Here is a 25131-nt window from a genome sequence, read left to right as displayed (position 1 = left end):
TTCCCGTACAAGCCGCAAGCCTCCAGGAGCCCACCATGGCCAGCAACCTCGCCGCACCGCGTGAACCCGACCGACTGCCGGAACAGGAACTGCGTCGGCTCGATGCCTGGTGGCGGGCCGCCAACTACCTCACCGTCGGCCAGATCTACCTGCTCGACAATCCGCTGCTGCGCGAGCCGCTGCGCATCGAGCACGTCAAGCCCAGGTTGCTGGGGCATTGGGGCACATCGCCCGGGCTGAGCTTCATCTATGCCCATCTGAACCGGGTCATCCGGATGCAGGACGCGAACCTCATCTATGTCTGTGGGCCCGGCCACGGCGGTCCGGCAATGGTCGCCAACACCTACCTGGAAGGCACCTACAGTGAGTTGAACCCGGAGGTTTCGCTGGACGAGGACGGGATGCGCAAGCTGTTCCGGCAATTCTCGTTTCCCGGCGGCATTCCCAGCCACGCCGCGCCCGACGTGCCCGGCTCGATCCACGAAGGTGGCGAGCTGGGCTACGCGCTGGCGCATGCATTCGGCGCGGCCTTCGACAACCCCGACCTGGTCGTGGCCTGCGTGGTCGGCGACGGCGAAGCCGAGACCGGCCCCCTGGCCACGGCCTGGCACTCCAACAAGTTCCTGAACCCCAGCCGCGATGGCGCGGTGTTGCCGATCCTGCATCTGAACGGCTACAAGATCGCCAACCCCACGATCCTGGCGCGCATTCCCGACGCGGAGCTGCGCGCACTGTTCATCGGCTATGGCTACGAGCCGCTGCTGGTGGAAGGCCACGAGCCGGACGCCATGCACCAGCGCATGGCCACCGTGCTGGACCAGGCCATGGCGCAGATCCGCAACATCCAGGCCGCCGCCCGTGCGCAGCAGCCTGCTGCGCAGGCGCGTCCGCGCTGGCCGATGATCATTCTGCGCAGCCCCAAGGGCTGGACCGGGCCCAAACAGGTCGATGGTCTGAAGACCGAAGGGTTCTGGCGTTCGCACCAGGTCCCGCTGTCCGGCCTGGCTGACAACCCCGAGCACCTGAAACTGCTGGAGGACTGGCTGCGCAGCTATCGGCCGCACGAGCTGTTCGACGCGGCCGGTGCGCCGGTGGCCGAGATCCGCGCCACCGCCCCGGTTGGTGCGCGGCGCATGAGCGCCAGTCCGCATGCCAACGGCGGCCTGCTGCGCAAGGCGCTGCAGATGCCCGAACTGGGCGAACATGCAGTGGCCTTTTCGCAGCCCGGTACAGTCAAGGCCGAGGCCACCCGCGTGATGGGCGATTTCCTGCGCGCGGTGATGCAGGCCAATGCCCAGGCGCGCAACTTCCGCATCGTCGGCCCGGACGAGACCGCATCAAACCGGCTGCAGGATGTGTTCAAGGCCACCGGGCGGGCGTGGATGGAGACGATCCTGGAGGAGGACACCTTCCTGGCCCGCGATGGCCGGGTGCTTGAAATCCTGTCCGAACACACCTGCCAGGGCTGGCTGGAAGGCTACCTGCTCACCGGCAGGCACGGCCTGTTCTCCTGCTACGAAGCCTTCATCCACATCATCGACTCGATGTTCAATCAGCATGCCAAATGGCTGGACGCCAGCCGCGAAATCCCCTGGCGGCAGCCGATCGCCTCGCTCAACTACCTGCTGACCAGCCACGTCTGGCATCAGGAACACAACGGCTTCAGCCACCAGGACCCGGGTTTCATCGATGTGGCACTCAACAAGAAAGCCGACATCGTGCGGGTCTACCTGCCGCCGGACGCCAACACCCTGCTGTGGGTGACCGACCACGTGCTCCGGACCTGGGACCGCATCAACATCATCGTCGCCGGCAAGCCGCCGCTGTGGCAGTGGCTGCCGATGGAACAGGCCGCGCGCCACTGCCAGGCCGGGCTGGGCGTGTGGGAGTGGGCCTCCAACTGCGGCGACAGCGAGCCTGACGTGGTGATGGCCTGCGCCGGCGACGCGCCGACCCTGGAAACGCTGGCCGCCGTGGCCCTGCTGCGCCAGCACCTGCCGCAACTGAAGGTGCGCGTGGTCAACGTGGTCGATCTGATGGCCCTGCAGCCCAGCCAGATCCATCCGCATGGCGTGTCCGACGCCCGGTTCGATGCGCTGTTCACCATCGACAAGCCGGTCATCTTTGCCTACCACGGCTACCCGTGGACGATCCACCGGCTGAGCTACCGCCGCACCAATCACCGCAACATCCACGTGCGGGGTTACAACGAGGAAGGCACCACGACCACGCCATTCGACATGACCGTGCTCAACGGGCTGGACCGGTTCCATCTGGTGCAGAGCGTGATCGAGTGGGTGCCGCAGGTCGGGGCCGCGGGCGCGGCGCTGCACCGGATGATGCAGGACAAGCTCGCCGAACACAGCGCCTACGTCCGGGTCCACGGTCAGGACATGCCGGAGATCCGCGACTGGCGCTGGAACGCCATCGACCAGGGCGCACTGGAATAGCGGGCCTCGCTTGTGCCGGCGCCGGCACCGCGTTTTCATCACCTCCCGCGGCGCGCCCCGGCGCCAAGGGGGCCATGGGCCGCAGCCATGAACAGGGGGCCTGCGCTTGCACGCAGACCCCTGTTCTCAATATCAAAACTGGCGGAGAGGGTGGGATTCGAACCCACGGTACGCTTGCACGTACGCCTGATTTCGAGTCAGGTACATTCGACCACTCTGCCACCTCTCCGGGTGTCGCACCGCCACTGAGGGCGATCCCGCGGGTCGTTACGGGGCTGGGCATGATACGGGCCACGCCAGCTGCGGACAAGCGCCGGCTATCGCCATCCCGGGTGCGCGCAACGGTCCGCTCCAACACAGGCAACCGATCACAGCATCGCGCTCGCCGCTGCCCGATCGATGCGCCGTTGCTTGTGGGCTGTCCGCTTGGACGTGATCATGCCGTTTTTCAAAGAGCGAAACAGGCCATGTTAGGGTCGCCCATGATCGAGTTTGGACACCTCAGCCATGTTGGCTTGCGGCGCGCCCTCAACGAAGACACGTACTACGGCGACAGCGAGCTGGGCCTGTGGCTGGTGGCTGACGGGATGGGCGGGCATGCCTGTGGCGAGGTCGCCAGTGCACTGGCCCGCGAGACCATCGTCCGCGAGATCCTCGCCGGCACCTCGCTCGGCCAGGCCATCCGCCTGGCCGACGAGGAAATCATCCGCAGCTCGCGCCGGCGCAACGACTCGCTGCCAATGGGTACCACCGTGGTGGCCGCGCGCGTGCAGGGCAACCGCTTCGAGGTGGCCTGGGTCGGCGACAGCCGCGCCTATCTGTGGCGCGATGGCCAGCTGGCCCAGCTCAGCCAGGACCACAGCTATGTTCAGGAATTGATTGCCCAGGGCGCGCTGACCAGCGAACAGGCCCGCTCGCATCCGCATCGCAACGTCGTCACCCAGGCGCTGGGCGTGACCGATCCCAACCAGCTCAATGTCGAGACCCTCACCGGCGAACTGCGCCCTGGCATGCAGCTGCTGTTGTGCAGCGATGGCCTGACCGAGGAAGTGGATGACCGCGACATCGCCGCGGCCCTGCGCCAGGAGGACTGCAGCGCGCAGGAAACGGTCGACACACTGATCGCCGCAGCCCTGGACGGCGGCGGCTCGGACAACGTCACCGCGATCCTGGTGCGCTGCAGCTGAGCCGTCCCGGTCCGCCTGCGGGTCAGGCGCTCGCGGCTTCTTCCACCGGCGCCGGCGGCGTCTCCACCAGGTCCCACAGGCAGCTGCCGCCGCTGTTGGAACGCAGCTTTTCCAGGCGCCTGGCGTGGGCTTCAAGCTCGCCCGGCGTGGGCAGCACGCGTGCGCGCAGGCCGAGGTTGCTGGCATCGAAGGCATGGCGCACGCTGCCGGTCGCGCTGCCGTTGTCTTCCATCGCGCCAAAGCCGATCTCTTCCTGGCCCGAGGTCAGGGCGATATAGACATCGGCCAGGATCTGCGCATCGAGCAGGCCGCCGTGCAGGTGGCGATGGGTGTTGTCCACGCCCAGGCGCCTGCACAGCGCGTCGAGCGAATTGCGCTGACCGGGGAAGCGCACCCGCGCCATGGCCAGGGTGTCGATGACCGTGCAGTGGTCGGCCAGGCGGCCATAGTGATCGCCAAGACGCGCCAGCTCGCTGTCCAGAAAGCCCACGTCGAAGGCCGCGTTGTGGATGATCACCTCGGCGCCGCGGATGTACGCCAGGAACTCCTCCACCACCTCCTCGAAGCCCGGCTTGTCGGCCAGGAACTCCAGGGTCAGGCCGGTGACTTCCTGCGCGCCGGCCTCGAACTCGCAGTCCGGCTTGAGGTACCTGTGGAAGTTGCGGCCGCTGGGACGGCGCTCGATCAGCTCCACGCAGCCGATCTCGACCACGCGGTTGCCCTTCTTCCACTCCAGGCCGGTGGTTTCGGTGTCCAGGATGATCTGGCGCATGGCTTTCAGGCGTCCTTGTGCAAATTCGGGGGAAAACGAGCTGCGGGGCGTGCTCGACACCAGGGGCGTGGTCATTGTCTCAAACCCCGGGCCCCTGGCCAGCACCGCCTCGGATGCGCGGTGGCGGGATTCGAATGATGTCGGGGTGCAGCGCCGCCAGCATCAGCGCCGCCTCGCGGTCGCGGTCGCGGTCGCTGGCAGTGGCAACACCATTCCAGACGCGACGTGCACGGCGCAATGCTCGCCCGGCCTGGCTCATGCCACTGGGGCCGGGGCGCCGTTGCGCACCGCGATTGCCTGATCGCGGGCCAGCAGGTCCACCCGTTCGTTGTCCGGATCGCCCGAGTGCCCCCTGACCCAGCGCCAGTCGATCTGGTGGCGCAGCGTGGCCGCCTGCAGCCGCTCCCACAGCTCGCGGTTCTTGACCGCGCCGCCGCCGGCGGTCCTCCAGTTCTTGCGGATCCAGCCGGGCAGCCATTCGCTGATGCCCTGGCGCACGTACTGCGAGTCGCTGATCAGGGTGACCTGGCAGGGTTCGGTCAGGGCCTCCAGCGCCATGATGGCGGCCATCAGTTCCATGCGGTTGTTGGTGGTGTGGGCTTCGCCGCCGGAGAGCTCGCGCTCGATCGCGCCGTAGCGCAGCAACGCCGCCCAGCCGCCGGGCCCGGGGTTGCCCAGGCAGGAGCCGTCGGCATGGATGGTGATCTGTTTCATGGAGTCCTGAAGCGGGTCATGCGGGAACGGCGCCGCCCTGCCATCGGGCCGGGCGCGCGGGAATGAGGGTCAGGTCGGGGCCACGCTTGCTGGCCTGCAGCAGGCAGATCGCGCGCATCATCTCCGGGCCGCGGCCGGCGGCGCTGCGCCAGGCCGGACCGAGCCATTGCGGGGGGTGTTCGCTGCAGTCCAGGCCGGCGTCCTGCAGATGCCGGCGCCAGCGCCCCGGGCCGCGGATCGACAGCCCGGTGCGCCGCCAGCGCAGCCGGTAGGGGCTGACCGGATTGAGCGCAAACAGCCACAGCCTGCCGCCTGGTTCGAGTACCCGCGCGCACTCGGCCAGCAGTGCGCGGCCGCCGTTTTCCGGCACATGCTGCAGCACCACCGCGCTGAAGCTGTCCGAGGCCAGCGGCAGCGCCGGGCCGCAGCGCAGGGGCCCGTCGAAACCGCTTGCGCTGGCCCGCAGCGCCACGTCGGCGGCGACCACCGACACGCCTGCGCCAGCGCCCGGATGCAGCCACAGCGTGGGCGCAGCGGCCCGCGCGGCCAGGATCTGGGCGATGTATGCGCGCTCGGCCGCCAGCACGCGCTGGCCATCGGCGGTCCCGAACCATGCCAGCGGCTCGGGTTGACGGTTGGAGGCGGCGGCAGGCATGGTTGGGAATTGTAGAGGACACTCCCGCGTCTGCCGACCGAACTTCATGACAAGCCTTTCCGCACTGACCGCCTTCGACGACAACTACATCTGGGTGCTGACCAGCGACGAAGGCGAGGCGGTGATCGTGGACCCTGGCGATGCCGCACCCGTCCTGGCTGCCGCCCGTGACGGCCTCAGGCCCGCCGCGATCCTGCTGACCCATCACCACGACGACCACATCGGCGGGGTGGCCGGCCTGCTGGCGCAGTGGCCGCACCTGCCGGTGATCAGCGCCGACGACGCGCGCATCACCGCCGCCACCCACAAGGTGGCTGACGGCGAGGCGTTCGAGGTGGCCGGGATGGCGTTCAGGGCCATCTTCGTCCCCGGCCACACCCGCAGCCACGTGGCCTTCCACCGCCAGGCGCCCAGGGGCGAGCTGTTCTCGGGCGATACCCTGTTCAGCCTGGGCTGCGGACGCCTGTTCGAAGGCACCCCGGCGCAGATGCTGGCCTCGCTGGATGCCCTGTCCGCGCTGCCCGACGACACGCCGGTGTGCTGCGGCCACGAATACACCCAGTCCAATGCCGCCTTCGCCCTGACGGTGGAACCGGACAACCGGGCCCTGCAGCAGCGCGCCGCACAGGTGCGAGGCTTGCGCGCCGACGGTCTTGCGACCGTCCCGGTGGACCTGGCCACCGAGCGGGCGACCAACCCGTTCCTGCGCGTGGGGGTGCCCGAAGTGGCCCGTTCGGTCGATACCTGGCTGGGCCATGCCGCCGCGGACCGGGTCGAGGCCTTCGCGGCCCTGCGCCGCTGGAAGGACGGCTTCCGCGCATGACCCGCATCACGCCGGCGCTGTGCCTGCTGGCCCTGGCCGGCGCCATGGCCACGGGGCGAGCGCAGGCCGAAGTGACCCTCGCCCCAGCCCTGGACAGCCCGGCCGCGCAGCCTGCCGCGGCGCCCGGTTCGCTGGCAGCGCCGCCGACGCTGCCGCCGGACATGCGCGACGGCGTGGAGATCTACCAGCAGTTCCGCGACGGCCTGGCCGACCCCGACTGCCAGCCGCAGGCCACAGACGCGCGATGGCAGCGTCAGTTCAGCCATGCGCCTGCACGCCTGGCCGACCGCGAAGACGACATCCTGCCGCTGTTCGGCTATGTGGTCGGCGCGATCCGCGATGCCGGGCTGCCGACCGAGTTCGCGCTGATCCCGTTCGTGGAAAGCGGCTACCGTCCGGCCGCCAGCAACCGCGCCGGTCCGGCCGGACTGTGGCAGTTCGTCCCGCTGACCGCACGCAACCACGGTGTGCGCATGCGCAGCGGCTACGACGGGCGCCTGTCGCCGGTGGACTCGACCCAGGCTGCCGTGCGCTACCTCAAGACCTTGCATGGCATGTTCGGCGGCGACTGGCGGCTGGCGGTGATGGCCTACAACACCGGCGAGAACCGCGTGCTGCAGGCCGTGCGCAGGGGCGGCGCCGGCACGGCAGACGCGCACCCATCGCGGCTGCCTGGGCTCTCGCGCGCCACCTACACCTATGTGCAGAAGCTGCACGCCCTGGCCTGCAGCCTGGAGCAGGCCGGCGAGCGTCCCGACTGGCTGGCCAGCCTGGACCGTCCGGTACCCCGCCTGCAGCCGCTGCAACTGCCGTCCGATTTTGGCGACCTCTCGTCCTGGGCGCTGCGCGAAGGCCACGACGCTGACCAGCTGGCCGGCCTGAACCCTGCGCTGGCCCCGCTGCACGGCGCCCCGGCCGGCGGTCCGCTGTGGGTGTTGGCACCGGCCGCCGAAGGCGCCAGCCTTCCGATCGGCGCCGCCGATCTGATCCCCTCCAACGACGATCCCGCCCGGTTCCTCACCCGCCGCAACGACGAGGGCCGCGACCAGAACCTGGCCACCTCCTACACCGTGGCACGCGGCGACACGCTCTGGTCCATCGCCAGGCGCCATGGCACGCGCACCGCGCAGCTGCAGCGCTGGAACAAGCTGGGCACGCGCAGCACGCTCAAGCCTGGCATGGTGCTGCAGTTGGTCGATCCGGCGCCCTGACGGCCGCGTCCCCACGCCTGGCTGCATGTGCGATGGCACATGTGTTTGGGCTGATCCACCCGGCAGCAAGGCGCCCCGATAGAGGTCTCTGCACGGCAGGCGCGCGCCGACTGCCGGTATCGCCTCGAACCGTTCCACCCTGGGGCCATCGCCGAAGCGACCTCTGGCGACGGCGCCGAACGTGCTGGTCCATGCGATCGGCTTCCCGTGCTCGACCTGGCCGCCGCCATCACCGGCGAGATCGCCTGCCTCGGCGCCGGCTACAACGGCGGGCATGACCGCCATCGGCGCCGACTGGGCAGGATGGTCATGGGTCCCGAAGAAGAACCACCCCATCCCAGCGCGGTTCTTCTTCGGGCCACGGCCTGCGATTAGAGCCGGTCTTCGTGCACGTCCACCTTGAACTGCTTGCGCGTGCGGGTCACGTAATCCTGCACGTCGGCGCTGGCGTAGACCTGGGCCAACTGCTGGCGGAACTGCTCGCGCTGGGTTTCGGGCATCTTGCTCGCGTCGCCCGGATTGATCTTGTCCACGGTGAACACCACCAGGGTGCCGTCTTCCAGCTTGACCTTGCCCACGGCGACCTTGCCCTTGGCCGGCGCCGGCAGGGCGAACAGCGCGGCATTGCCCTTCTGCGAGGGCAGTGGCGCACCGCGCGGCAGGGCCGGGATCTGCACGGACTGCAAGGTCTCCGCGTCGGCGATGGCCTTGAGCCCCTCGCCCTTGTTGACGCGCGCCACGATCGCATCGCCCCGGGCCGCGGCGGCCTTTTCGGCGCGGTCGGCCCGCACCGCGGCGATGACCTGTTCCTTCACCGCTTGCAGCGGCTGGTCCTGCGCCGGGCTGTGGTCGGTGACGCGCACGATGAGGCTGTGTGTGTCGTCGATCTTGATCAGCGGGCTGGCGGTGCGATCGGCGACCTGCTGTTCGTCGAACACATTGCGCAGCGCCGCCGGATTGGCCAGCAGGCCCGGTGCGGTCCGCGCCGAGAACGGGCCGGCCTTCTGCACCTGCAGCCCGGCCGCCTGCGCGGCGGCGGCGAGCGAGTCGGGATTGTCCAGCGTGGCGCTGACCAGCTTGCCGGCGATGTCGTTGTAGTGGCGGGTTGCCGCTTCCCTGTTGGCTTCATTGGCCAGCTGTTCGCGGACCTCTTCGAACGACTTGCCAGCCTGGCCCTTGATCTGGTTCAACCTGATCACGTGATAGCCAAACTCGGTCCTGATCGGGCCGACCACATCGCCGGGTTTGGCGATGGCAAACAGCGCATCCTCGAACGGACCGACCATCATTCCGCGGCTGACCCAGCCCAGCTCGCCGCCATTGGCAGCCGAGCCGGGATCCTTGGAATGGACCCTGGCCAAGGCGGCAAAGTCGGCGCCTGGCGCCCTGGCCTGCGCGGCCAGCCTGGCGGCCTGCGCCTGGGCCGCCTGCTGCGCGGCCACATCGGCGCCTGCCACCAGCGGGATCAGGATGTGCGAAGCCAGGCGCTGCTCGGTGGAGAAACGGCCCTTGTCGGCTTCGTAGCGCTTGCGCAGTTCGGCCTCGTCCACCGTGGCCGGCGGGGGCAGCCTGCTGGCATCGACCTCCACGTATTCGACGCTGACCTGCTCGGGCTTGCGAAAATCGCTGCGGTGCGCCTGGTACCAGGCCTGGGCCTGGGCATCGGTGACCGGCGCGGTGTCCGGCGCCGGGCGCGGCAGCATGGCCAGGGTGACATCGCGGGTTTCGAAGATGGCGCTGACGACCTGTTCGAACTCCTTGTCGGTGACGAATTCGGCCTGAGCCAGGCCCTGCGGCACCAGTGCGATGGTCATGTCCTCGCGCAGTCGCTGCTGGTAGGTCGTCGGCGTCAGGCCTTGCTGGCGCAACAGCGCCGAATAGGTGGCGCCGTCGAACTTGCCGTTGACCTGGAAGCTCGGATCCGAGGCAATCGCCTCGCGCAACGCTTCGTCGCTCACCGCCACACCACTGCGCCTGGCGGCCAGTTCAACCACCTTGCGATCGATCAGGTCCTCGAGCACCTTGCGCTTGTTGTCGATCGCATCGAACTGGCGCGCATCGAACGCCTCGCCCTGCCGCGCCTGCTGGCTCTGACGCTCGTTGCGCAGTGCCATCTGGAAATCCTGCACGCTGATTTCCTCGTGCTGCCAGGCCATCGACACCGGCCACCATGCCGGCGCCGACGCCCACCAGCGAGGCGGCGCCTTGACCGTGGCCACCGAGGTGGCCGGGCCGCCGCTCATGTATTCGTTCACGCCTACGAAGGCGAACGGAATGATCAACAGGCCCATCACCACGGTAGCGATCCAGCCTGAAGTCTTTTCGCGAAGTGTCTGCAGCATCGAGTCGTTGGGTCTGGTTCGGCAAGCCGCGCAGTTTAGCGCAGGTTCCACGCCCGATTCGATGCCGGTGCTGCGTGCGGCACATGACGGCAATGCCAAAAAAAAGCCCGCCGGCAGGGCCGACGGGCGTCTTGAACAATTGGCGGAGTGGACGGGACTCGAACCCGCGACCTCCGGCGTGACAGGCCAGCATTCTAACCGACTGAACTACCACTCCGCATTTTGGAACACGTTGCAAAACTTGTGCTTTCTCCGTTGGGGGAAAGCAAAGCCCCTGATTTCTCAGGGGCTTGGTGACACTGGCGGAGCGGACGGGACTCGAACCCGCGACCTCCGGCGTGACAGGCCAGCATTCTAACCGACTGAACTACCGCTCCGCACTGAACCGTTGCGCTGGTGCATGGTGGGTGCTGAGGGTTTCGAACCCCCGACCCTCTCCGTGTAAAGGAGACGCTCTACCGCTGAGCTAAGCACCCTAGCGAGCAAATTAGTTTACGGCGTCCTTCAGGGCTTTACCAGCCTTGAATGCAGGATTCTTCGAGGCAGCGATGTCGATGTTCTCGCCGGTTTTCGGGTTGCGGCCGGTACGCGCAGCGCGGCCGCGCACCTGGAAGGTGCCGAAGCCCACGATGGTGACCGAGTCACCGCCCTTGAGGGCCTCGGTGATGCTGGCGATGACGGCGTCGACGGCGCGGGTGGAATCAGCCTTGCTCAGGTCGGAACGGCCGGCAACGGCCTCGATCAATTCGGCTTTGTTCATTGAATAACTCCGTGTGCGGTCTGCAACCGCTGAATGAGTGACCGGCCCGGGGCTTGCGCCACTTCGGGCCGGCTGGATCCCGCACACGGCACCTTGGCAAGTGCCCGCGGGGGTGCGGCTTTTATACCAGCCACACCCCCGCATCGCAACCAAAAACCCAATAACGGCGCGGGTTTCAGCGTTTTTTGGGGTTCATGAACCTCACCCGATCAATGTTTGACATCAGGCTGAGTGGCGGTCTTGGAAGATTTGGGCACGGCCACTTTCTTGCCACCGTCCCCCTCGCCCACCGGCCCGACCGGACGCTCCAGCGCCAGGTCCAGCACCTCATCGATCCACTTGACCGGGACGATCTTCATGCCCTTGGTGACGGCTTCTGGGATCTCAGCCAGGTCCTTGCGATTCTCCTCGGGAATGATCACGGTGGTGATGCCGCCGCGCATGGCCGCCAGCAGCTTTTCCTTCAGGCCGCCGATGGCCGAGACGCGACCACGCAAGGTGATTTCGCCGGTCATCGCCACCTCTGCCTTGACCGGGTTGCGGGTCAGGGTCGAGACCAGTGCGGTGACCATCGCGATACCGGCGCTGGGACCATCCTTGGGGGTGGCACCATCGGGGACGTGCAGGTGCACGTCCTGCTTCTGCAGGAAGTTGGTGTCGATGCCCAGGCTCTCGGCGCGCGCGCGCACCACCGACAGCGCGGCCGATGCCGATTCCTTCATCACATCGCCCAGCTGCCCGGTCAGGGTCATGCCGCCCTTGCCCGGGACCAGGGTGACTTCGATCTGCAGCAGGTCACCGCCGACTTCGGTCCAGGCCAGGCCGGTGACCAGGCCGATCTCGTTGGCTTCCTCGGCACGGCCGTAGTCGAAGCGACGCACGCCCTGGTACTTCTCCAGGTTCTTCTCGCTCACGACCACGCGCGCAGCGCCGTTCCTGCCCTTCTTCCTTTCCGGCTGCGGACCGGCCAGGGCGATCTCCTTGACGACCTTGCGGCAGATCTTGGCGATCTCGCGTTCCAGGTTGCGCACTCCGGATTCGCGCGTGTAGTAGCGCACGATGTCGCGCACCGCGCTTTCCTCGATCTTCAGCTCATCGGGCTTGAGCCCGTTGGCCTTGAGCTGCTTGGGAACCAGATACCGCTGGGCGATGTTGAGCTTTTCCTCCTCGGTGTAGCCGGGAATGCGGATGACTTCCATGCGGTCCAGCAGCGGGCCGGGGATGTTGAGCGAGTTGGAGGTCGCCACGAACATCACGTCGGACAGGTCCAGGTCCACTTCCAGGTAGTGGTCGTTGAAGGTGTGGTTCTGCTCGGGGTCCAGCACTTCCAGCAGCGCCGAGGACGGATCGCCGCGGAAGTCCATCGACATCTTGTCGATCTCATCCAGCACGAACAGCGGGTTGCGGGTACCGACCTTGTTGAGGTTCTGCACGATCCGCCCCGGCATCGAACCGACATAGGTACGGCGATGGCCACGGATCTCGGCCTCGTCGCGCACCCCGCCCAGCGACATGCGCACGAACTTGCGGTTGGTCGCCTTGGCGATGGACTGGCCCAGTGAGGTCTTGCCCACGCCGGGCGGGCCGACCAGGCACAGGATCGGGCCCTTCATCTGCTTGACCCGCGACTGCACCGCCAGGTATTCCAGGATGCGCTCCTTGACCTTCTCCAGACCGTAATGGTCGGCATCCAGGGTTTCCTGGGCGACCTTGAGGTCCTTGCGCACCTTGCTGCGCTTGTTCCACGGCACGCCCAGCAGCCAGTCCAGGTAGTTGCGCACCACCGCGGCCTCGGCCGACATCGGCGACATCTGCTTGAGCTTGTTGAGTTCGTTCTTCGCCTTGGTTTCCACCGGCTTGGGCATGCCCGCCTCGGCGATCTTGCGCGCAAGGTCCTCCAGTTCGTTGGGCGCATCATCCATCTCGCCCAGCTCCTTCTGGATCGCCTTCATCTGTTCGTTGAGGTAGTACTCGCGCTGGCTTTTTTCCATCTGCGACTTGACCCGGCCGCGGATGCGCTTTTCCAGCTGCTGGACGTCGATCTCGCCGTCGACCAGGCCCACCAGCAGCTCCAGGCGCTCGCCCACGGGGATGGTTTCCAGCAGCTTCTGCTTGTCGCTCAGGCGCACGCCCAGGTGTGCGGCGATGGTATCGGCCAGACGGCCGGGCTCATCGATGCCCGACAGGGTCTGCAGCAGTTCCGGCGGCAGCTTGCGGTTGGTCTTGACGTACTGCTCGAACAGGCTCATCAGCGAGCGCGCCACCGCCTCGATCTCGCGCGATTCGGCGGCCTCGTCCACGTCGATTTCCTCACCCTGGCCGTACAGCGCGTTCTCGCGGTCGACAATGTCGGTCACGTTGACGCGCGAGACACCTTCCACCAGCACCTTGATGGTGCCGTCGGGCAACTTCAGCAGCTGCAGGACCTGGGCCAGCGTGCCGATCTGGTAGAGGTCGGCGGAGGCGGGATCGTCGGTCTCGGCCGACTTCTGCGCGACCAGCAGGATGCGCTTGTCGGCCACCATTGCCTGCTCGAGCGCGCGCATCGACTTGTCGCGGCCGACAAACAGCGGGATGACCATGTGCGGGAAGACGACCACGTCGCGCAGGGGCAGGACGGGCAGGTTCAGGATCTGGGGTTCGGAACGGGCCATGGGGGGCTCCAGGAAGCGTACGGGAGGGCAAATCTTCTGGACACCAGATGATGTCGCAAGAACGCCAATGGCCCCGTTATGGGGCCATTGGCGGGGCGATGCAAGCAGGAAACTGAACCTCTCGCGATCAGGATCCTGTCCTCATTCGGCCGAGGCGACCTTCGGCGGTGCAGGCGGATTCTGGTAGATCAGGTAGGGCTCGGACTTGTGCTCGATCACCGACTCGTCCACCACCACCTTGCCGACGTTTTCCAGCGACGGCAGGTCATACATGGTGTCCAGCAGCACCGCCTCGACGATGGTGCGCAGGCCACGGGCACCGGTCTTGCGCTTGAGCGCCTTCCTGGCGATGGCCGACAGCGCGTCGGGACGGAATTCCAGCTCCACCCCTTCCATGTCGAACAGGCGCTTGAACTGCTTGGTGATGGCGTTCCTGGGCTCGGTCAGGATCCTGATCAGGGCCGGCTCGTCCAGCTCCTCCAGCGTTGCCACCACCGGCAGGCGACCGACGAACTCGGGAATCAGGCCGAACTTGATCAGGTCCTCGGGCTCGACCTCGGACAACACCTTGCCGATTTCCGGCTTCTTGGCCGAGGACTTCACCTTGGCGCCGAAGCCAATGCCGCTCTGCTCGGTGGACCGGGCCTGGATGATCTTGTCCAGCCCGGCGAACGCACCACCGCAGATGAACAGGATGTTCCTGGTGTCCACCTGCAGGAATTCCTGCTGCGGATGCTTGCGCCCGCCCTGCGGCGGGACGCTGGCCACGGTGCCTTCAATCAGCTTCAGCAGGGCCTGCTGTACGCCTTCACCGGAGACATCGCGGGTGATCGAGGGGTTTTCGCTCTTGCGCGAGATCTTGTCGATCTCGTCGATGTAGACGATGCCCTGCTGGGCCTTGTCCACGTCGTAGTCGCACTTCTGCAGCAGCTTCTGGATGATGTTTTCCACGTCCTCGCCCACATAGCCGGCCTCGGTCAGCGTGGTGGCATCGGCAATGGTGAACGGCACGTTCAGCAGGCGTGCGAGGGTCTCGGCCAGCAGCGTCTTGCCCGACCCGGTGGGGCCGACCAGCAGGATGTTGGACTTGGCCAGTTCGACGTCGTCGCTCTTCTGCCGGCTCTCGATGCGCTTGTAGTGGTTGTAGACGGCCACCGCGAGGGTGCGCTTGGCGCGCTGCTGGCCGATCACGTACTGGTCGAGCACCTCGAGGATCTCGCGCGGCTTGGGCAGCGAACTGCGCGCCGACTGCGCTTTTTCCTCGAGTTCCTCACGGATGATGTCGTTGCACAGCTCCACGCACTCATCGCAGATGAACACGCTTGGCCCTGCGATCAGCTTGCGGACCTCGTGCTGGCTTTTGCCGCAGAACGAGCAGTACAGGATCTTGTTACTGTCGCCCGAACGGCCTTGGCGGTCTTCGCTCATGCTTGTTTTACCCACTCACTGCGGCCCCCGCGGGGGCATTCGATTTCGAGAATAACACCGGTTCGGCGCCGATGGCGCCCAGCCGCCGGGACGCTGGAGGATGACAGCGGAACGCTGGCCAGCAACCATGCACGCGCCCGGCGGACAAGCACCTGGACGCCGGTCACGCCTGAACCACAGCGCGCCTGGACGTTGCCGCCCGGCGCCTGCACGCCGGCGGGACCGACCGCAGCCGCCCCGCCACGTTCAGGCCGACTGGATCGACTCGTCCGGACGGCGCTCGAGCACCTCATCCACCAGGCCGTAGGCCTTGGAGTCGAACGCGCTCTTGAAGTTGTCGCGTTCGGTATCACGGGCGATGGTTTCCAGCGTCTGCCCGGTGTGCCTGGCCAGGATCTCGTTGAGCTTGTGGCGCAGGGTCAGGATTTCACGGGCGTGGATGTCGATGTCGGTGGCCTGGCCCTGGAAGCCGCCCAGAGGCTGGTGGATCATCACCCGCGAGTTGGGCAGCGCGTAACGCTTGCCGGCCGCGCCGGCGGCCAGCAGCAGCGCACCCATCGAGGCGGCCTGGCCGATGCAGATGGTGCTCACGTCCGGCTTGATGTACTGCATGGTGTCGTAGATGGCCATGCCGGCGGTGACCACGCCGCCGGGCGAGTTGATGTACAGGCTGATGTCCTTCTCGGGGTTTTCGGCCTCCAGGAACAGCATCTGCGCCACGATCACGTTGGCCACATGGTCATCGACGCCGCCCACCAGGAAGATGACCCGTTCCTTGAGCAGGCGGGAGTAGATGTCGTAGGCGCGCTCGCCGCGGCTGGTCTGCTCGACCACCATCGGAACGAGGTTCAAGGCCTTGGTCTGGTTATCCATGGAATGAGGCACCTTTTTTGTTGTTGGATCCGCACCGAAAGTGCGTGGTAATGCGCTGGATCCCGCCTCATCTCACTGGTCCGGCCCCGTGGCGGGACCGGAGCGATGGCGAAACCATACGCCGTTATTGCCGGATGGCGTCCTGGAAGGACAGTGCCTGTTCCTGGTGCTGGGCGCGCTCGGCGATCCAGTCGATCACCTGCTCCTCCATCACGCGGGACTGCAGCCCGGACATCATCTGGGGATCGTTGCGGTACAACTCAATGACCTGCTCGGGCTCTTCATAGGTCGAGGCGATCAGGCGCAGGGTGTCCTGCACGCGCTTGGGGTCCAGGCGCAACTGGTTGCGGCGGGCGACCTCGCCCACCAGCAGCCCGACCAGCACGCGCTTGCGGGCGGCATCCATGAACGCCTGGTGCGCACCTTCCGGCGGCTGAACATCCTGGCCCTGGCGCCGGGCCTGGTCGACCTGCTGGGCCAGCATGGCGCGGGCTTCATTCTCGACCAGGCGCTCGGGCATCTCCACCGATGCGTAGGCGGCGATCAGCTGCTCGCCCACTTCGCGGCGCAGACGATTGGCCAGCGCGCCCTTGAGCTCACGCTCCAGGTTGATGCGGATGTCGGCGCGGAACTGGCCTTCGTCCCCGGTCTTGACGCCGAAGCTCTTGATGAAGTCCTTGTCCACCGGCGGCAACACCGGCTCGGACACCTCGGTGACCTTCAGGTGCACCTGGGCACGCTGGCCAGCCAGTTGCGGCACGCGCCAGGTGGCCGGGAAATCGACGGTGATTTCCTTCTCCTCGCCCGTGGTCATGCCGACCAGGGCCTGTTCGATCCCGGCGAACATCACGCCCGAACCGATCAGGGTGGCGCCGGTCTCGATGCCCTCGGCGGGCAGACGCGCCTCGCCGGCCTGCGACCAGGTTTCCAGGGTCACCCGGTCGCCCTCGGCGGCGGCGCGCTCGACCGGCTGGAAGGTGCGCCGCTGCAGGCGCAGGTTCTCGATCATCTGGTCGACGTCGGCGTCGGTCACTTCGGCGGTGTGACGGACGACGCTGAGCCCGGACACGTCGATGTCGCCAAAGTCCGGCACCACTTCAAAGGTGGCCACCCACTCCAGCTCGCCCTCGCCGACCGGCTCCAGGCGCGGGGTGCCGGCCAGTTGCAGGGCCTGCTCGCGCACGGCCGAATCGAAGGTCTCGCGCAGCAGGCCATCCAGGGCCTCGGCGCGGACCTGCTTGCCGAAACGCTGCTCGATCACCTTGGGCGGCACCTTGCCGGGGCGGAAGCCCTTGATCCGCACGGTGCGGCTGAGCTCGCGCAGGCGGCCACCGATGTGGCTGTCCAGGCGTTCGGCCGGCAGCGAGAAACTCATGCGGCGCTCGAGGCTGCCGGTCGATTCGACGGAAACGTTCATGTCACTGGCTCCTGCAACCGCGGCGCTCGAGGCCGCGGGTCATCGTTGAGAAAGGGATTGGCTTGCGTGCGGGGCGTCCAGAAGCCGCCTTCACCCTTGCCGAACGCGCTAGTTTGGCCGATCAGCCACGGTTTGACCACTGAAGCGACGGTTTTCGTTGACAGTTCGACCCGCGATCCAGACAATACCCATCCTTTCCGGCGCCAGCCGTCGGCAAGGACCGGCGATTTGCCGGCCCGCTCAAGGTTTCCGGGGTATAGCGCAGTCTGGTAGCGCGCCTGCTTTGGGAGCAGGATGTCGGGGGTTCGAATCCCTCTACCCCGACCATCGATCGCAGTGGGCCAGACAGGTCAGGTCCGGGTGCAGTTCCAGCCGGGCGCCCGTAGCTCAACTGGATAGAGCACCGGCCTTCTAAGCCGGCGGTTACAGGTTCGATTCCTGTCGGGCGCGCCAATCCAGTGGCGGCAAGGCTGGTGTAGTGCGGTTCACTGGTGGCTGTAGCTCAGTTGGTTAGAGTACTGGATTGTGATTCCAGATGTCGGGGGTTCGAGTCCCCTCAGCCACCCCAATCCGCGTAGATTTGCCCCATATGGGGTTTGCAAATCCGAAGCCCTCGCGTACACTGCGCGACCAGTTTTCGGGGCCGTTAGCTCAGTTGGTAGAGCAGTTGACTCTTAATCAATAGGTCCAAGGTTCGAATCCTTGACGGCCCACCAAACAAAAAGGCACCCAGCGATGGGTGCCTTTTTTATGCTTGAATCGGTGCCGCATGCCGACGCCGGAGCTCGCCTGCGCCGTGCATCCGGCGCAGGCGGCAGCTTCTTCAGTTGCGCGACTGCAGCTTGGACAGCAGGCGCAGGAACTCGATGTACAGCCACACCAGCGTGACCATCAGGCCGAAGGCGCCATACCACTCCATGTACTTGGGTGCGCCCTGCTCGATTCCATTCTCGATGAAGTCGAAATCCAGCACCAGATTGAGCGCGGCGATGACCACCACGAACAGGCTGAAGCCGATGCCGACCAGGCCGGATTCATGGATGAAGGGGATATTCACATTGAAGAAGCCCAGGATCATCGTCGCCAGGTAGACCAGGAAGATGCCGCCGGTCGCCGCCGCCACCCCCAGCTTGAAGTTCTCGGTGGCGCGGATCAGACCGCTGCGGTAGGCGAACAGCAGCGCGAACAGCGTGCCGAAGGTCAGCAGCACAGCCTGAAACACGATGCCGTTGAAGCGGAACTCGTACATGGCCGAGATCGAGCCCAGGAAAAAGCCCTCCACTAGCGCATACAGCGGCGCCGTGATCGGCGCCCAGGTCTTCTTGAAAATGGTGATCAACGCCAGGATGAAGCCGCCGATGGCGCCGCCGATCATGTAACCGGCCACGCCCTGGGCGATCGCCGCCTGGCCGTCGGCGCCAGTGACGATGGACTGGCTCCAGGCAAAGGCCGCGGTAAGCACCGTGAGCAGCAACAGCAAGCCGGTCTTGTTGACGGTTCCGCTGAGGGTCATGGCGCCCGCGTCGCGTGCGACCACCGCGCCGGAGCTCAGGTCGAGGAAGGTGGACTGCTTGAGAGCAGGATTGCCGCTACGAACCATGGATGTGTCCCGTCGTTGTTGAGATGCTGGTGCGAAAGGCGGGACTCGAACCCGCACGAACTTGCGTCCGCTGGAACCTAAATCCAGTGCGTCTACCAGTTCCGCCACTCTCGCAAGGTGAGCCATTCTAGCCGGCTGGATGCCGGACCGCGATGAGGGCCGCCCGGCTTGCAGGCGCCGGAGCGCTAGCGTGCAGCAGGATCTGGAAGGTGCAGGCGGGCGCGCTCCAGCCACCACAGCGCCGCTGCGCAGGCCAGCAGGCCCAGCAGCCACGGCCAGGCACGCCCGCGCCTGGCCGGCACCGTCTCCGCCGGGGGCCGGGAGCCGGCGGCGCCCGCAAACATCGCCAGTTGCCGGGTCGCCAGCGCCTGTCCGGCGGCCTTCAAGGCCCGTCCTTGCGCTGCCTGATGGACGTGGAAGGGCTGGGCGCCGCCTGCGTGGGCCAACTGGTGCCAACCGGGCTGGCGTGGCCAGTAGCCGGCGCAGTGACCGGCCCGCGGGTCCGGGACCAGGGAGGTCGGCTGGCCATCGGGCGCGGCCACCTGCGCAGGACCGGTCAGGCCGCACAGGGTGATGCGCTCGCCCGGCCAGGCATGGGCGTCAACGGTCGCCAGAGCCTGGCCAGGGCGGGCCAGGATCGCCAGCGCCCTGCTCCACATCTGCGCATGCAGGTCCGGATGCCCGGCCAGGACCAGGCGGAAGCTGTCCAGTGGCGTCCACAGGCCGACGCGACCGCGACCGTGGGCGCGCCAGACCGCAAGCAGCTGGCCGCCCTGGGCGTTCAACAGCGGCGCCGCATCGAGCCCTGCCAGCCCGAGCTTGCGGTAGCTGACGTCCGGCGACTTCGATGCCTGCGCCGGGGGTTGGGCAGCGCCGGGGGCAGCGCTCGCCGACGCCGTGGCTTCGCCCAGGTCCGGGCGCGGGGAGGCCACCGCGGCCGTGCCGACCTCGCGCCCGGCCTGTCGCAGCTGGAAGCCGAGCCTGCGCAGGTCCGCGCGCAGCGCGGCATCCGGTGCGGTGTCGGCGCGCAGCAGCACGCCCAGGCCGCCGCGGACTGCTTCCAGCAAGGCCTGCCGCTGCCCGGCGCCCAACCCGGACCATGCGCGGGCGTCGAGGATCACCACGTCCAGCTGGCCCAGGTCGGCGGCCGTGAGCGAAGCCGGACCGGACCGCAGCTGCACGCCGCCGCCGATGCCGATGCGCGCATCGGCCTGCATGTCGGCGTCGGCGATCCAGCGCCGCAGGTATTTCAGTTCCGGGCCCGCAGCGCCGGCCAGGACCAGCACCCGCGGCGGCCGGGTCTGCGCGATCCACACCGGCACCGCCAGCTGCTCGACCCGACCCCCGGCCGCATCCAGCAGCTGCAGCGAAAACTGCACCGTCCCGGGCACGCGTACGCTGCCGGCCAGCTGGAATCGGCCCGAAGCCGGCAGGCTCTGCGCGTCCACACGCAGCCCGGCCGGATCGCGCAGCTCCACCCGCCCCCCTGGCACGCCATTGGCACGTCCGTGCACCGCGAACGCGCCACCGGCAGGCACCTGCGCCGGGCTGGCCAGCTGCACGATGCCGCGCGGGAGATCGGCGGCGACAAAATCCACCGGCAGCGCGCCGGCCGCGTCCTGGTCGCGCCCGACCAGCCCGGCGCCGACCACACGCAGGCCGCTGGTGCCGGGGCGCTGACGCAGGGCGGTGGCCAGGTCGGGAACGCGCACGGCCGACGGCAGCGGCGGCGCCTCCGGCAGGGCAACCAGGCTGCCGCCGGCGCTGCGGCGAAGTTGGCTTTCCGTGGCGTCTGCCGTGGCCACCACCAGCGTGTCGGCCTTCCCGGGAAGCGGCGGCGGCAGCATCGTCAGGTACAGCAGCCCGGCAAGCGCTGGCTGTCCGATCAGCTGCAGGACCAGGCGCCAGCGTGGTCCGCGCGCTTCGGCGGTCAGGCGCCGCTGCCGCCACAGCAGGCGCACGATCGCCAGCAGCGTGGCGATGCCCAGGATCACGGCCACCGAGGTTGCAGGATTCATGGCCGCGCCTCGCGCGCCGCTTCGAGCGCGTCCAGGTAGCGTTGCCCGACCTGATCGGCGGGCGGCCGCCGCTGCACCTGCGCCGGTGGGCGCGCGAGCGCGGTCCACAGCAACGCCCGCAGGTGCCCCCGGCAGGCTGCGCAGGCAGGTTCATTGCGGACCCGGTCAAGCGCTGCGGCGAAGGCGAGCGGGTCCTCGACCTCCATCGGGTGATCGCCCAGCCAGCGCTGCAGCTGCTGCAGCAGGTCCGCATCGGCGGTGGCGCCCGGATGGTCGCCCAGCGCCTGCCAGGCGCGCAGCGGGGCTGGATCCGGCGCGGTCGCCGCCGAGACCTTGATCTGGGCGGGGCTCAGGCCGGTGCGGTCGCCACGCAGGCGGCGGCCGGGATCGATCGGCGGCAGCTCCGGCCCGACGCGCGCCAGGTACACGCGTTCTGCCTGCTGCACCTGCTTGATCAATTCCAGCGCCTTGTACGCGAAGGGCAGCGCCAGCTCCGGCTGGCCCTGGCGCAGGTGCAGCTCCGACTGCCACATCTGGTCCAGCGCGGCCTTCAGGGTGGCGCGTGTCTGCGGGTCCAGCAGCGTGGCCGCCTCGGCTTGGTCGTGGGTGTGGCCAAACTCGGCCAGCACATCGGCCTGGCGACCAAGGCCGGCCGCGGGTGCGGCCGGTTCGCCGGCGTGATCGTCGTGCGCCTGCCGGTCGGAGGCAGCCGCCGTGGCGGGTGCGGAACTGTCGGCCGTGGCGGAGGTCGGCGCCGGGGGCGGCTTGGGCGCACCTTCGGCCTCCTCACCCAGGAATTGCCCGTAGCGCAGCCGCAGGATGCGCTGGTCCACGCCAATCGCGTCCGAGCGCGTGACGAAGCCCTGCGCCGGCAGTCGCCGCTTCTGCTCCAGCAGTGCCTGGGCATCGATGATGATCTGGCGCTGGCTGCGGAAGTAGGCCGGCAGCGCCTTCTTGACGATGCCGTCCAGCCCGCCCGCCTGGCTGCCAAGGTCCGGGGGCCAGCGCAGGATCAGGCTGGCGCTGCGTGCCTGCTGCGGGACGGGGCGGCGGTTGTCGCACACGATCAGCTGCACGATCAGGTCATCACCCACTGCCATGCCCAGCGCGAGCGGATCGAGCGTCCGGCCGAAGCGCCGGGCGCTGGCCGGGCCGCTGCCGGTCAGGGTCAGCAAGCTCTCCCTGAAGGCGATGTTCTCGCCACTGCCCTGGGCCAGGACCACGCGCAATTGGGCGGCGGCAGCCACGCCGTAGTCGTCGTGCACGGCGAACGCCAGCGGCCATCGCGTCTGCCCTTCCTGCAGCAGGGTCAGGCTTTGCTCGGGCTGCAGCACGCGCACCTGCGGCGGGCGATCGGCGATCGCGTCCAGCCGATGGGCCCGGCGCTGCTGCAGCGGCGGCGCGTCTTCGAGCGCGATCCGGTACAGCGCCGAGTGCTGCAGGACATGGCTGCCGCGCCAGTCCTCACCCTCGCGCCGCAACGCCACCCGGCGCCCATCGTGGAACACCAGCGCTGCGCCGCGCGGCTGCGGAGCGAAGCGCAGCGTCCATTGCAGTTGCGTCCCCACCGCAGCGCGGGCATCCAGCGCTGGAGTCTCGCGCGCAGCCTGCCCGGTGTAGGCCGGTGGGCGCAGCTGCAGGCGCTGGGCGCTGATGACCGTGAACCCGGCCGGTTGTGCGCGCGGCGATTGCACCGTTGCCGGGCGGACCGTGGCCGCCGGCCGCGCCGGCCACCACACCAACGCCGCACCCGCCGCCGCAGCCAACAGCAACGACGCCAGCAGCCGTGGCCAGCGCCACGGCAGCGCCAGCCGGGGTGCAGACGCGCACAGCCGTTGCTGCAGCCGAGCCTGCTGCAGACGCTGCAGCGGCGTCAGGCCCTGCGGCAGGGCGAACAGCAGATCGGCGCTGTCCTCCATGTCCGCGCGCGCGTCGAGCCGACCAACCACCCACGCCCGGTCCAACGATCTGCTCGCCGAAGCGGCCGCCACGGCCATCGCGACGATCGCGATGGCCAGGACCGCCAGCGCCGCCGCCGCACCGGCCAGTCGCCAGGTCAGCGCACAGGCCACCGCCGCCCACGGCGCCAGCAGGACCAGCCATTCCAGCAAGCGCTGGGTGCGTGCGCGTTGCCACGCCTTGTGCAGGACCCCGGTGCTCATGCAGCCACCTTCCGGCGCGGCGAGGTGGCCAGCCAGCGCTCGCACAGGAACAGCAAGGCGATGGCCAGCTGCAGCCAGGGCTGCAGCTGGCGCGGGCTCGGCGCCCACGCCGGCGCACCGGCCTGTGGGGCATGGTCGGGAGCAAGGCCGCGGGAAGGCGGCGGCGGTGGCCGCTCCAGCAGCGCTCGCAGCCGCTGCGGGAAATCGGCCTGGAGCAGCTGCGGCATCTGCGCCGGCGCCAGCGCGCGGGTGAAGCGCAGCACTCGGCCCTGGCCGTGGGCCACCCCTTCCACCAGCGCCTCGCCGCGGTCATCGCTCCACAGCGGCGACATCGGCGACTGGGGGGTCCAGGGGCTGCGCGCGTCGAGCAGGGCGGTGCCGCCCGCCGCGACCCACCGCTGCGCCGCCGACGGCAGCGGCTCCGGCGCCAGCCACACCAGGGTCTGGGCCGCGCCCAGTGGAGCCAACGCCTGTCCGTCGGGCGCGGTTGGCAACGGCGCTGCAGCGCCGCCGGACCACGCCACATGCGCAGCGCGCAGATAGCGCAGGGCCGGCGCGCTGTCGGCTGCATGGTGCACGACCAGCTGCGGCGCAGGCCGTGCCGCAACGGCGGCCGGTCCCGCCGCTGCGCCGGCAAGCACATGCCAGGCCACCGTGCGCGAAAGCCGCACGCGCTGCGCGTCCAGGCCGTCGAGTTGCGCCGGCGCGACCACCGTCAATGTCGCGCCCGCGGGCAGTTCGGCATCGAGCTCGCGCAGCAGGCTGGACACCGGCACCGGGCCGCGGGGTGCCGGCTGCTCCACGGCCGGGAAGCCGGGCGCCAGCCAGTGCCATCGGGCATCGGGGGCCTCCACCACCCCGCGCGCCGCCTGCACCGGCACCCCCGGCACCAGCGCCACCCATGGCGTGTCGGCGGCCGCGCCGTACAGCGCCGGCCGCGCCAGCAGCAGCGCCAGCAGTGCCAGCAGTGCCAGCCGCAGCAACAACAGCGGCCATTCATCCAAGCGCACCCGGCTGCGGGGCCTGGGCCGTGCACGCAGCCAGCGCAGTGCGGCAAACGGGGTAGGACGCTGCTCGCTGCGCCGCGCCAGGTGGATCAACAACGGCAGCAGCAAGGCCGCCAGTGCGGCCAGCCCCGCCGGCAGGAGCAGCACCAGGTTCATCGCGCGCCGGCTGGTGCTTGCAGCAGCTGGCGCAGCGATGCATCCAGCGGCTGGTCGAGGTAGTGCACGGCCTGGCGGATGCCGGCCGCCTGCAGCCGCGCTGCCAGCGCCTGTTGGGCGGCGCCGAAACGCGCCAGGTACTGGCCGCGCAACGCGGCGCCATCGCCCAGCAGTTCCTCGCCGGTTTCCGGATCGACAAAGCGGTGCCCGCCGCGGAACGGAAAGTCGCGTTCCTCGGTGGTCAACACCTGCAGGTGCAGGACCTCGCGGCGCGCGGCGGCGAGCTGTTCGGCCAGGGCGATGCCGGCTTCATCGAAGCCGTCGCCGATCATCAGCACCAGGTCGTTGGCCGCCACGCGTTCCCACAGCGGGCGCAGGCCCTGCAGCGGCGGCCAGGCCCCGCCGGCGTCCAGCGCATGCAGCTCCAGCCACAGGCGGTCACGCTGGCGGGCGCCGATGGCGGCCGGCATCAGCCGCAGGCGGCCGCCCTGGACGGCGACCATGCCGAACGCATCGCCCTGGCGCAGCGCAAGTTCGGCCACGCACGCGGCCAGGGCCTTGATCGCATCCAGCCGCGAGCCGCCGGTGCCGTCACCATCGGCCTGGCCGGCCGACGCGGTGGCGTCGAGCAGCAGCCACACTGTCAGCGGGCTTTCGCGCTCGGATTCGCGCACGAAGAAACGGTCGCTGCGCGCGTACAGCTTCCAGTCCACCTGGCGCAATTCGTCACCCTGCTCGTAACTGCGGTACTGGGCGAATTCCATGCCGGCGCCGCGGCTGCGGCTGGCGTGCAGGCCGATGCCGCGTGCGCCGGTGGAGCGCCGCGACAACAGCTGCAGCCCGCGCAGCCGGCTGCGCACGTCCGCCGGGATCGGGTCGAAGGCCGCGCCCATCCGTGCAGC

The 25131-nt window shown here is 68.6% G+C and carries 18 protein-coding genes and 9 tRNA genes; 8 read left to right on the top strand and 19 right to left on the bottom strand.

Translation table 11 applies throughout. From position 1 onward, the window contains the following. Window positions 1–35: 35 nt before the first annotated feature. Window positions 36–2450 (top strand): phosphoketolase family protein, encoded by a 2415-nt coding sequence (locus D9R12_RS09040; RefSeq protein WP_122229861.1) that lies wholly within the window; start codon window positions 36–38, stop codon window positions 2448–2450. Between the two features lie 139 nt (window positions 2451–2589). Here the strand turns inward: D9R12_RS09040 and D9R12_RS09035 are convergent. Beyond that, window positions 2590–2679 (bottom strand) — tRNA-Ser (locus D9R12_RS09035). A gap of 253 nt (window positions 2680–2932) precedes the next feature. Here D9R12_RS09035 and D9R12_RS09030 point away from each other — a divergent pair. Beyond that, window positions 2933–3637 carry a PP2C family protein-serine/threonine phosphatase gene (locus tag D9R12_RS09030; protein ID WP_014161217.1) on the top strand — a complete coding sequence of 235 codons (705 nt, stop codon included), beginning with the start codon at window positions 2933–2935 and terminating at the stop codon, window positions 3635–3637. Window positions 3638–3659: 22 nt separating this feature from the next. Here the strand turns inward: D9R12_RS09030 and dnaQ are convergent, their stop codons facing one another. The 3 genes from dnaQ to D9R12_RS09015 all read right to left on the bottom strand — a co-directional run bounded on the left by dnaQ (window position 3660) and on the right by D9R12_RS09015 (window position 5778). Beyond that, complete coding sequence (gene dnaQ, locus D9R12_RS09025) at window positions 3660–4409, bottom strand: DNA polymerase III subunit epsilon (RefSeq protein WP_014161218.1); 750 nt, start codon at window positions 4407–4409, stop codon at window positions 3660–3662. Window positions 4410–4664: 255 nt separating this feature from the next. After that, window positions 4665–5123, bottom strand: a complete 459-nt coding sequence (gene rnhA, locus D9R12_RS09020) for a ribonuclease HI (RefSeq protein ID WP_122229859.1) — start codon at window positions 5121–5123, stop codon at window positions 4665–4667. A gap of 16 nt (window positions 5124–5139) precedes the next feature. Continuing rightward, complete coding sequence (locus D9R12_RS09015) at window positions 5140–5778, bottom strand: class I SAM-dependent methyltransferase (RefSeq protein WP_122229857.1); 639 nt, start codon at window positions 5776–5778, stop codon at window positions 5140–5142. Window positions 5779–5824: 46 nt separating this feature from the next. Here D9R12_RS09015 and gloB point away from each other — a divergent pair, with 46 nt between their 5' ends. Continuing rightward, window positions 5825–6601, top strand: a complete 777-nt coding sequence (gene gloB / locus D9R12_RS09010) for a hydroxyacylglutathione hydrolase (protein WP_122229855.1) — start codon at window positions 5825–5827, stop codon at window positions 6599–6601. Continuing rightward, entirely contained in the window at window positions 6598–7812 is a 1215-nt protein-coding gene (locus D9R12_RS09005) for a lytic transglycosylase domain-containing protein (protein ID WP_122229853.1), read from the top strand. The genes gloB and D9R12_RS09005 overlap by 4 nt, the downstream gene beginning before the upstream one ends. Before the next feature lie 371 nt (window positions 7813–8183). Here D9R12_RS09005 and D9R12_RS09000 read toward each other — a convergent pair whose 3' ends face one another. The 9 genes from D9R12_RS09000 to tig all read right to left on the bottom strand — a co-directional run bounded on the left by D9R12_RS09000 (window position 8184) and on the right by tig (window position 17286). Further along, window positions 8184–10154, bottom strand: a complete 1971-nt coding sequence (locus D9R12_RS09000) for a SurA N-terminal domain-containing protein (RefSeq protein ID WP_122229851.1) — start codon at window positions 10152–10154, stop codon at window positions 8184–8186. Window positions 10155–10294: 140 nt separating this feature from the next. After that, window positions 10295–10371, bottom strand: a tRNA-Asp gene (locus D9R12_RS08995). Between the two features lie 83 nt (window positions 10372–10454). After that, window positions 10455–10531 (bottom strand) — tRNA-Asp (locus D9R12_RS08990). A 24-nt stretch (window positions 10532–10555) separates the two neighbouring features. After that, window positions 10556–10630: transfer RNA gene (locus D9R12_RS08985), tRNA-Val, on the bottom strand. Between the two features lie 11 nt (window positions 10631–10641). Then, a complete protein-coding gene (locus tag D9R12_RS08980; RefSeq protein ID WP_158308238.1) occupies window positions 10642–11058 on the bottom strand; it encodes an HU family DNA-binding protein in 417 nt (138 codons plus the stop codon). Window positions 11059–11123: 65 nt separating this feature from the next. Beyond that, window positions 11124–13568: an endopeptidase La gene (lon, locus tag D9R12_RS08975; protein ID WP_122229849.1), complete on the bottom strand. Its 2445-nt coding sequence runs from the start codon at window positions 13566–13568 to the stop codon at window positions 11124–11126. Window positions 13569–13709: 141 nt separating this feature from the next. Beyond that, window positions 13710–14996, bottom strand: a complete 1287-nt coding sequence (gene clpX / locus D9R12_RS08970) for an ATP-dependent Clp protease ATP-binding subunit ClpX (RefSeq protein ID WP_014161227.1) — start codon at window positions 14994–14996, stop codon at window positions 13710–13712. Window positions 14997–15242: 246 nt separating this feature from the next. Then, window positions 15243–15869 (bottom strand): ATP-dependent Clp endopeptidase proteolytic subunit ClpP, encoded by a 627-nt coding sequence (gene clpP / locus D9R12_RS08965; protein WP_014161228.1) that lies wholly within the window; start codon window positions 15867–15869, stop codon window positions 15243–15245. 124 nt (window positions 15870–15993) lie between these two features. Further along, complete coding sequence (gene tig, locus D9R12_RS08960; RefSeq protein ID WP_122229848.1) at window positions 15994–17286, bottom strand: trigger factor; 1293 nt, start codon at window positions 17284–17286, stop codon at window positions 15994–15996. Between the two features lie 250 nt (window positions 17287–17536). On the opposite strand from tig, the gene D9R12_RS08955 reads away from it, so the two are divergent. From D9R12_RS08955 to D9R12_RS08940, 4 genes are all read left to right on the top strand, one after another. Next, window positions 17537–17613 (top strand) — tRNA-Pro (locus D9R12_RS08955). 49 nt (window positions 17614–17662) lie between these two features. Beyond that, window positions 17663–17739: transfer RNA gene (locus tag D9R12_RS08950), tRNA-Arg, on the top strand. A gap of 38 nt (window positions 17740–17777) precedes the next feature. Next, window positions 17778–17854 (top strand) — tRNA-His (locus D9R12_RS08945). Between the two features lie 72 nt (window positions 17855–17926). After that, window positions 17927–18002: transfer RNA gene (locus D9R12_RS08940), tRNA-Lys, on the top strand. Between the two features lie 107 nt (window positions 18003–18109). On the opposite strand, the gene D9R12_RS08935 is transcribed toward D9R12_RS08940, so the two are convergent. From D9R12_RS08935 to D9R12_RS08910, 6 genes are all read right to left on the bottom strand, one after another. Continuing rightward, window positions 18110–18886: a Bax inhibitor-1/YccA family protein gene (locus D9R12_RS08935; protein WP_014161230.1), complete on the bottom strand. Its 777-nt coding sequence runs from the start codon at window positions 18884–18886 to the stop codon at window positions 18110–18112. Window positions 18887–18913: 27 nt separating this feature from the next. Next, window positions 18914–19000: transfer RNA gene (locus D9R12_RS08930), tRNA-Leu, on the bottom strand. 71 nt (window positions 19001–19071) lie between these two features. After that, complete coding sequence (locus D9R12_RS08925; RefSeq protein ID WP_147475069.1) at window positions 19072–20904, bottom strand: carboxypeptidase regulatory-like domain-containing protein; 1833 nt, start codon at window positions 20902–20904, stop codon at window positions 19072–19074. Further along, a complete protein-coding gene (locus tag D9R12_RS08920) occupies window positions 20901–23066 on the bottom strand; it encodes a hypothetical protein (RefSeq protein ID WP_122229979.1) in 2166 nt (721 codons plus the stop codon). The genes D9R12_RS08925 and D9R12_RS08920 overlap by 4 nt, the downstream gene beginning before the upstream one ends. Further along, window positions 23063–24229, bottom strand: a complete 1167-nt coding sequence (locus D9R12_RS08915) for a BatA domain-containing protein (RefSeq protein ID WP_122229844.1) — start codon at window positions 24227–24229, stop codon at window positions 23063–23065. The genes D9R12_RS08920 and D9R12_RS08915 overlap by 4 nt, the downstream gene beginning before the upstream one ends. Next, on the bottom strand, window positions 24226–25122 hold the full coding sequence (locus D9R12_RS08910; RefSeq protein WP_122229842.1) for a DUF58 domain-containing protein: 897 nt from the start codon (window positions 25120–25122) through the stop codon (window positions 24226–24228). Before D9R12_RS08910 ends, D9R12_RS08915 begins: the two co-directional genes overlap by 4 nt. Between the last annotated feature and the right edge of the window lie 9 nt (window positions 25123–25131).

It is taken from the genome of Pseudoxanthomonas spadix (assembly GCF_003703395.1).
Lineage (GTDB): Bacteria > Pseudomonadota > Gammaproteobacteria > Xanthomonadales > Xanthomonadaceae > Pseudoxanthomonas_A > Pseudoxanthomonas_A spadix.
The sequence above is the reverse complement of the archived record's forward strand: the minus strand, read 5'-3'. Positions and strand labels throughout refer to the sequence as shown.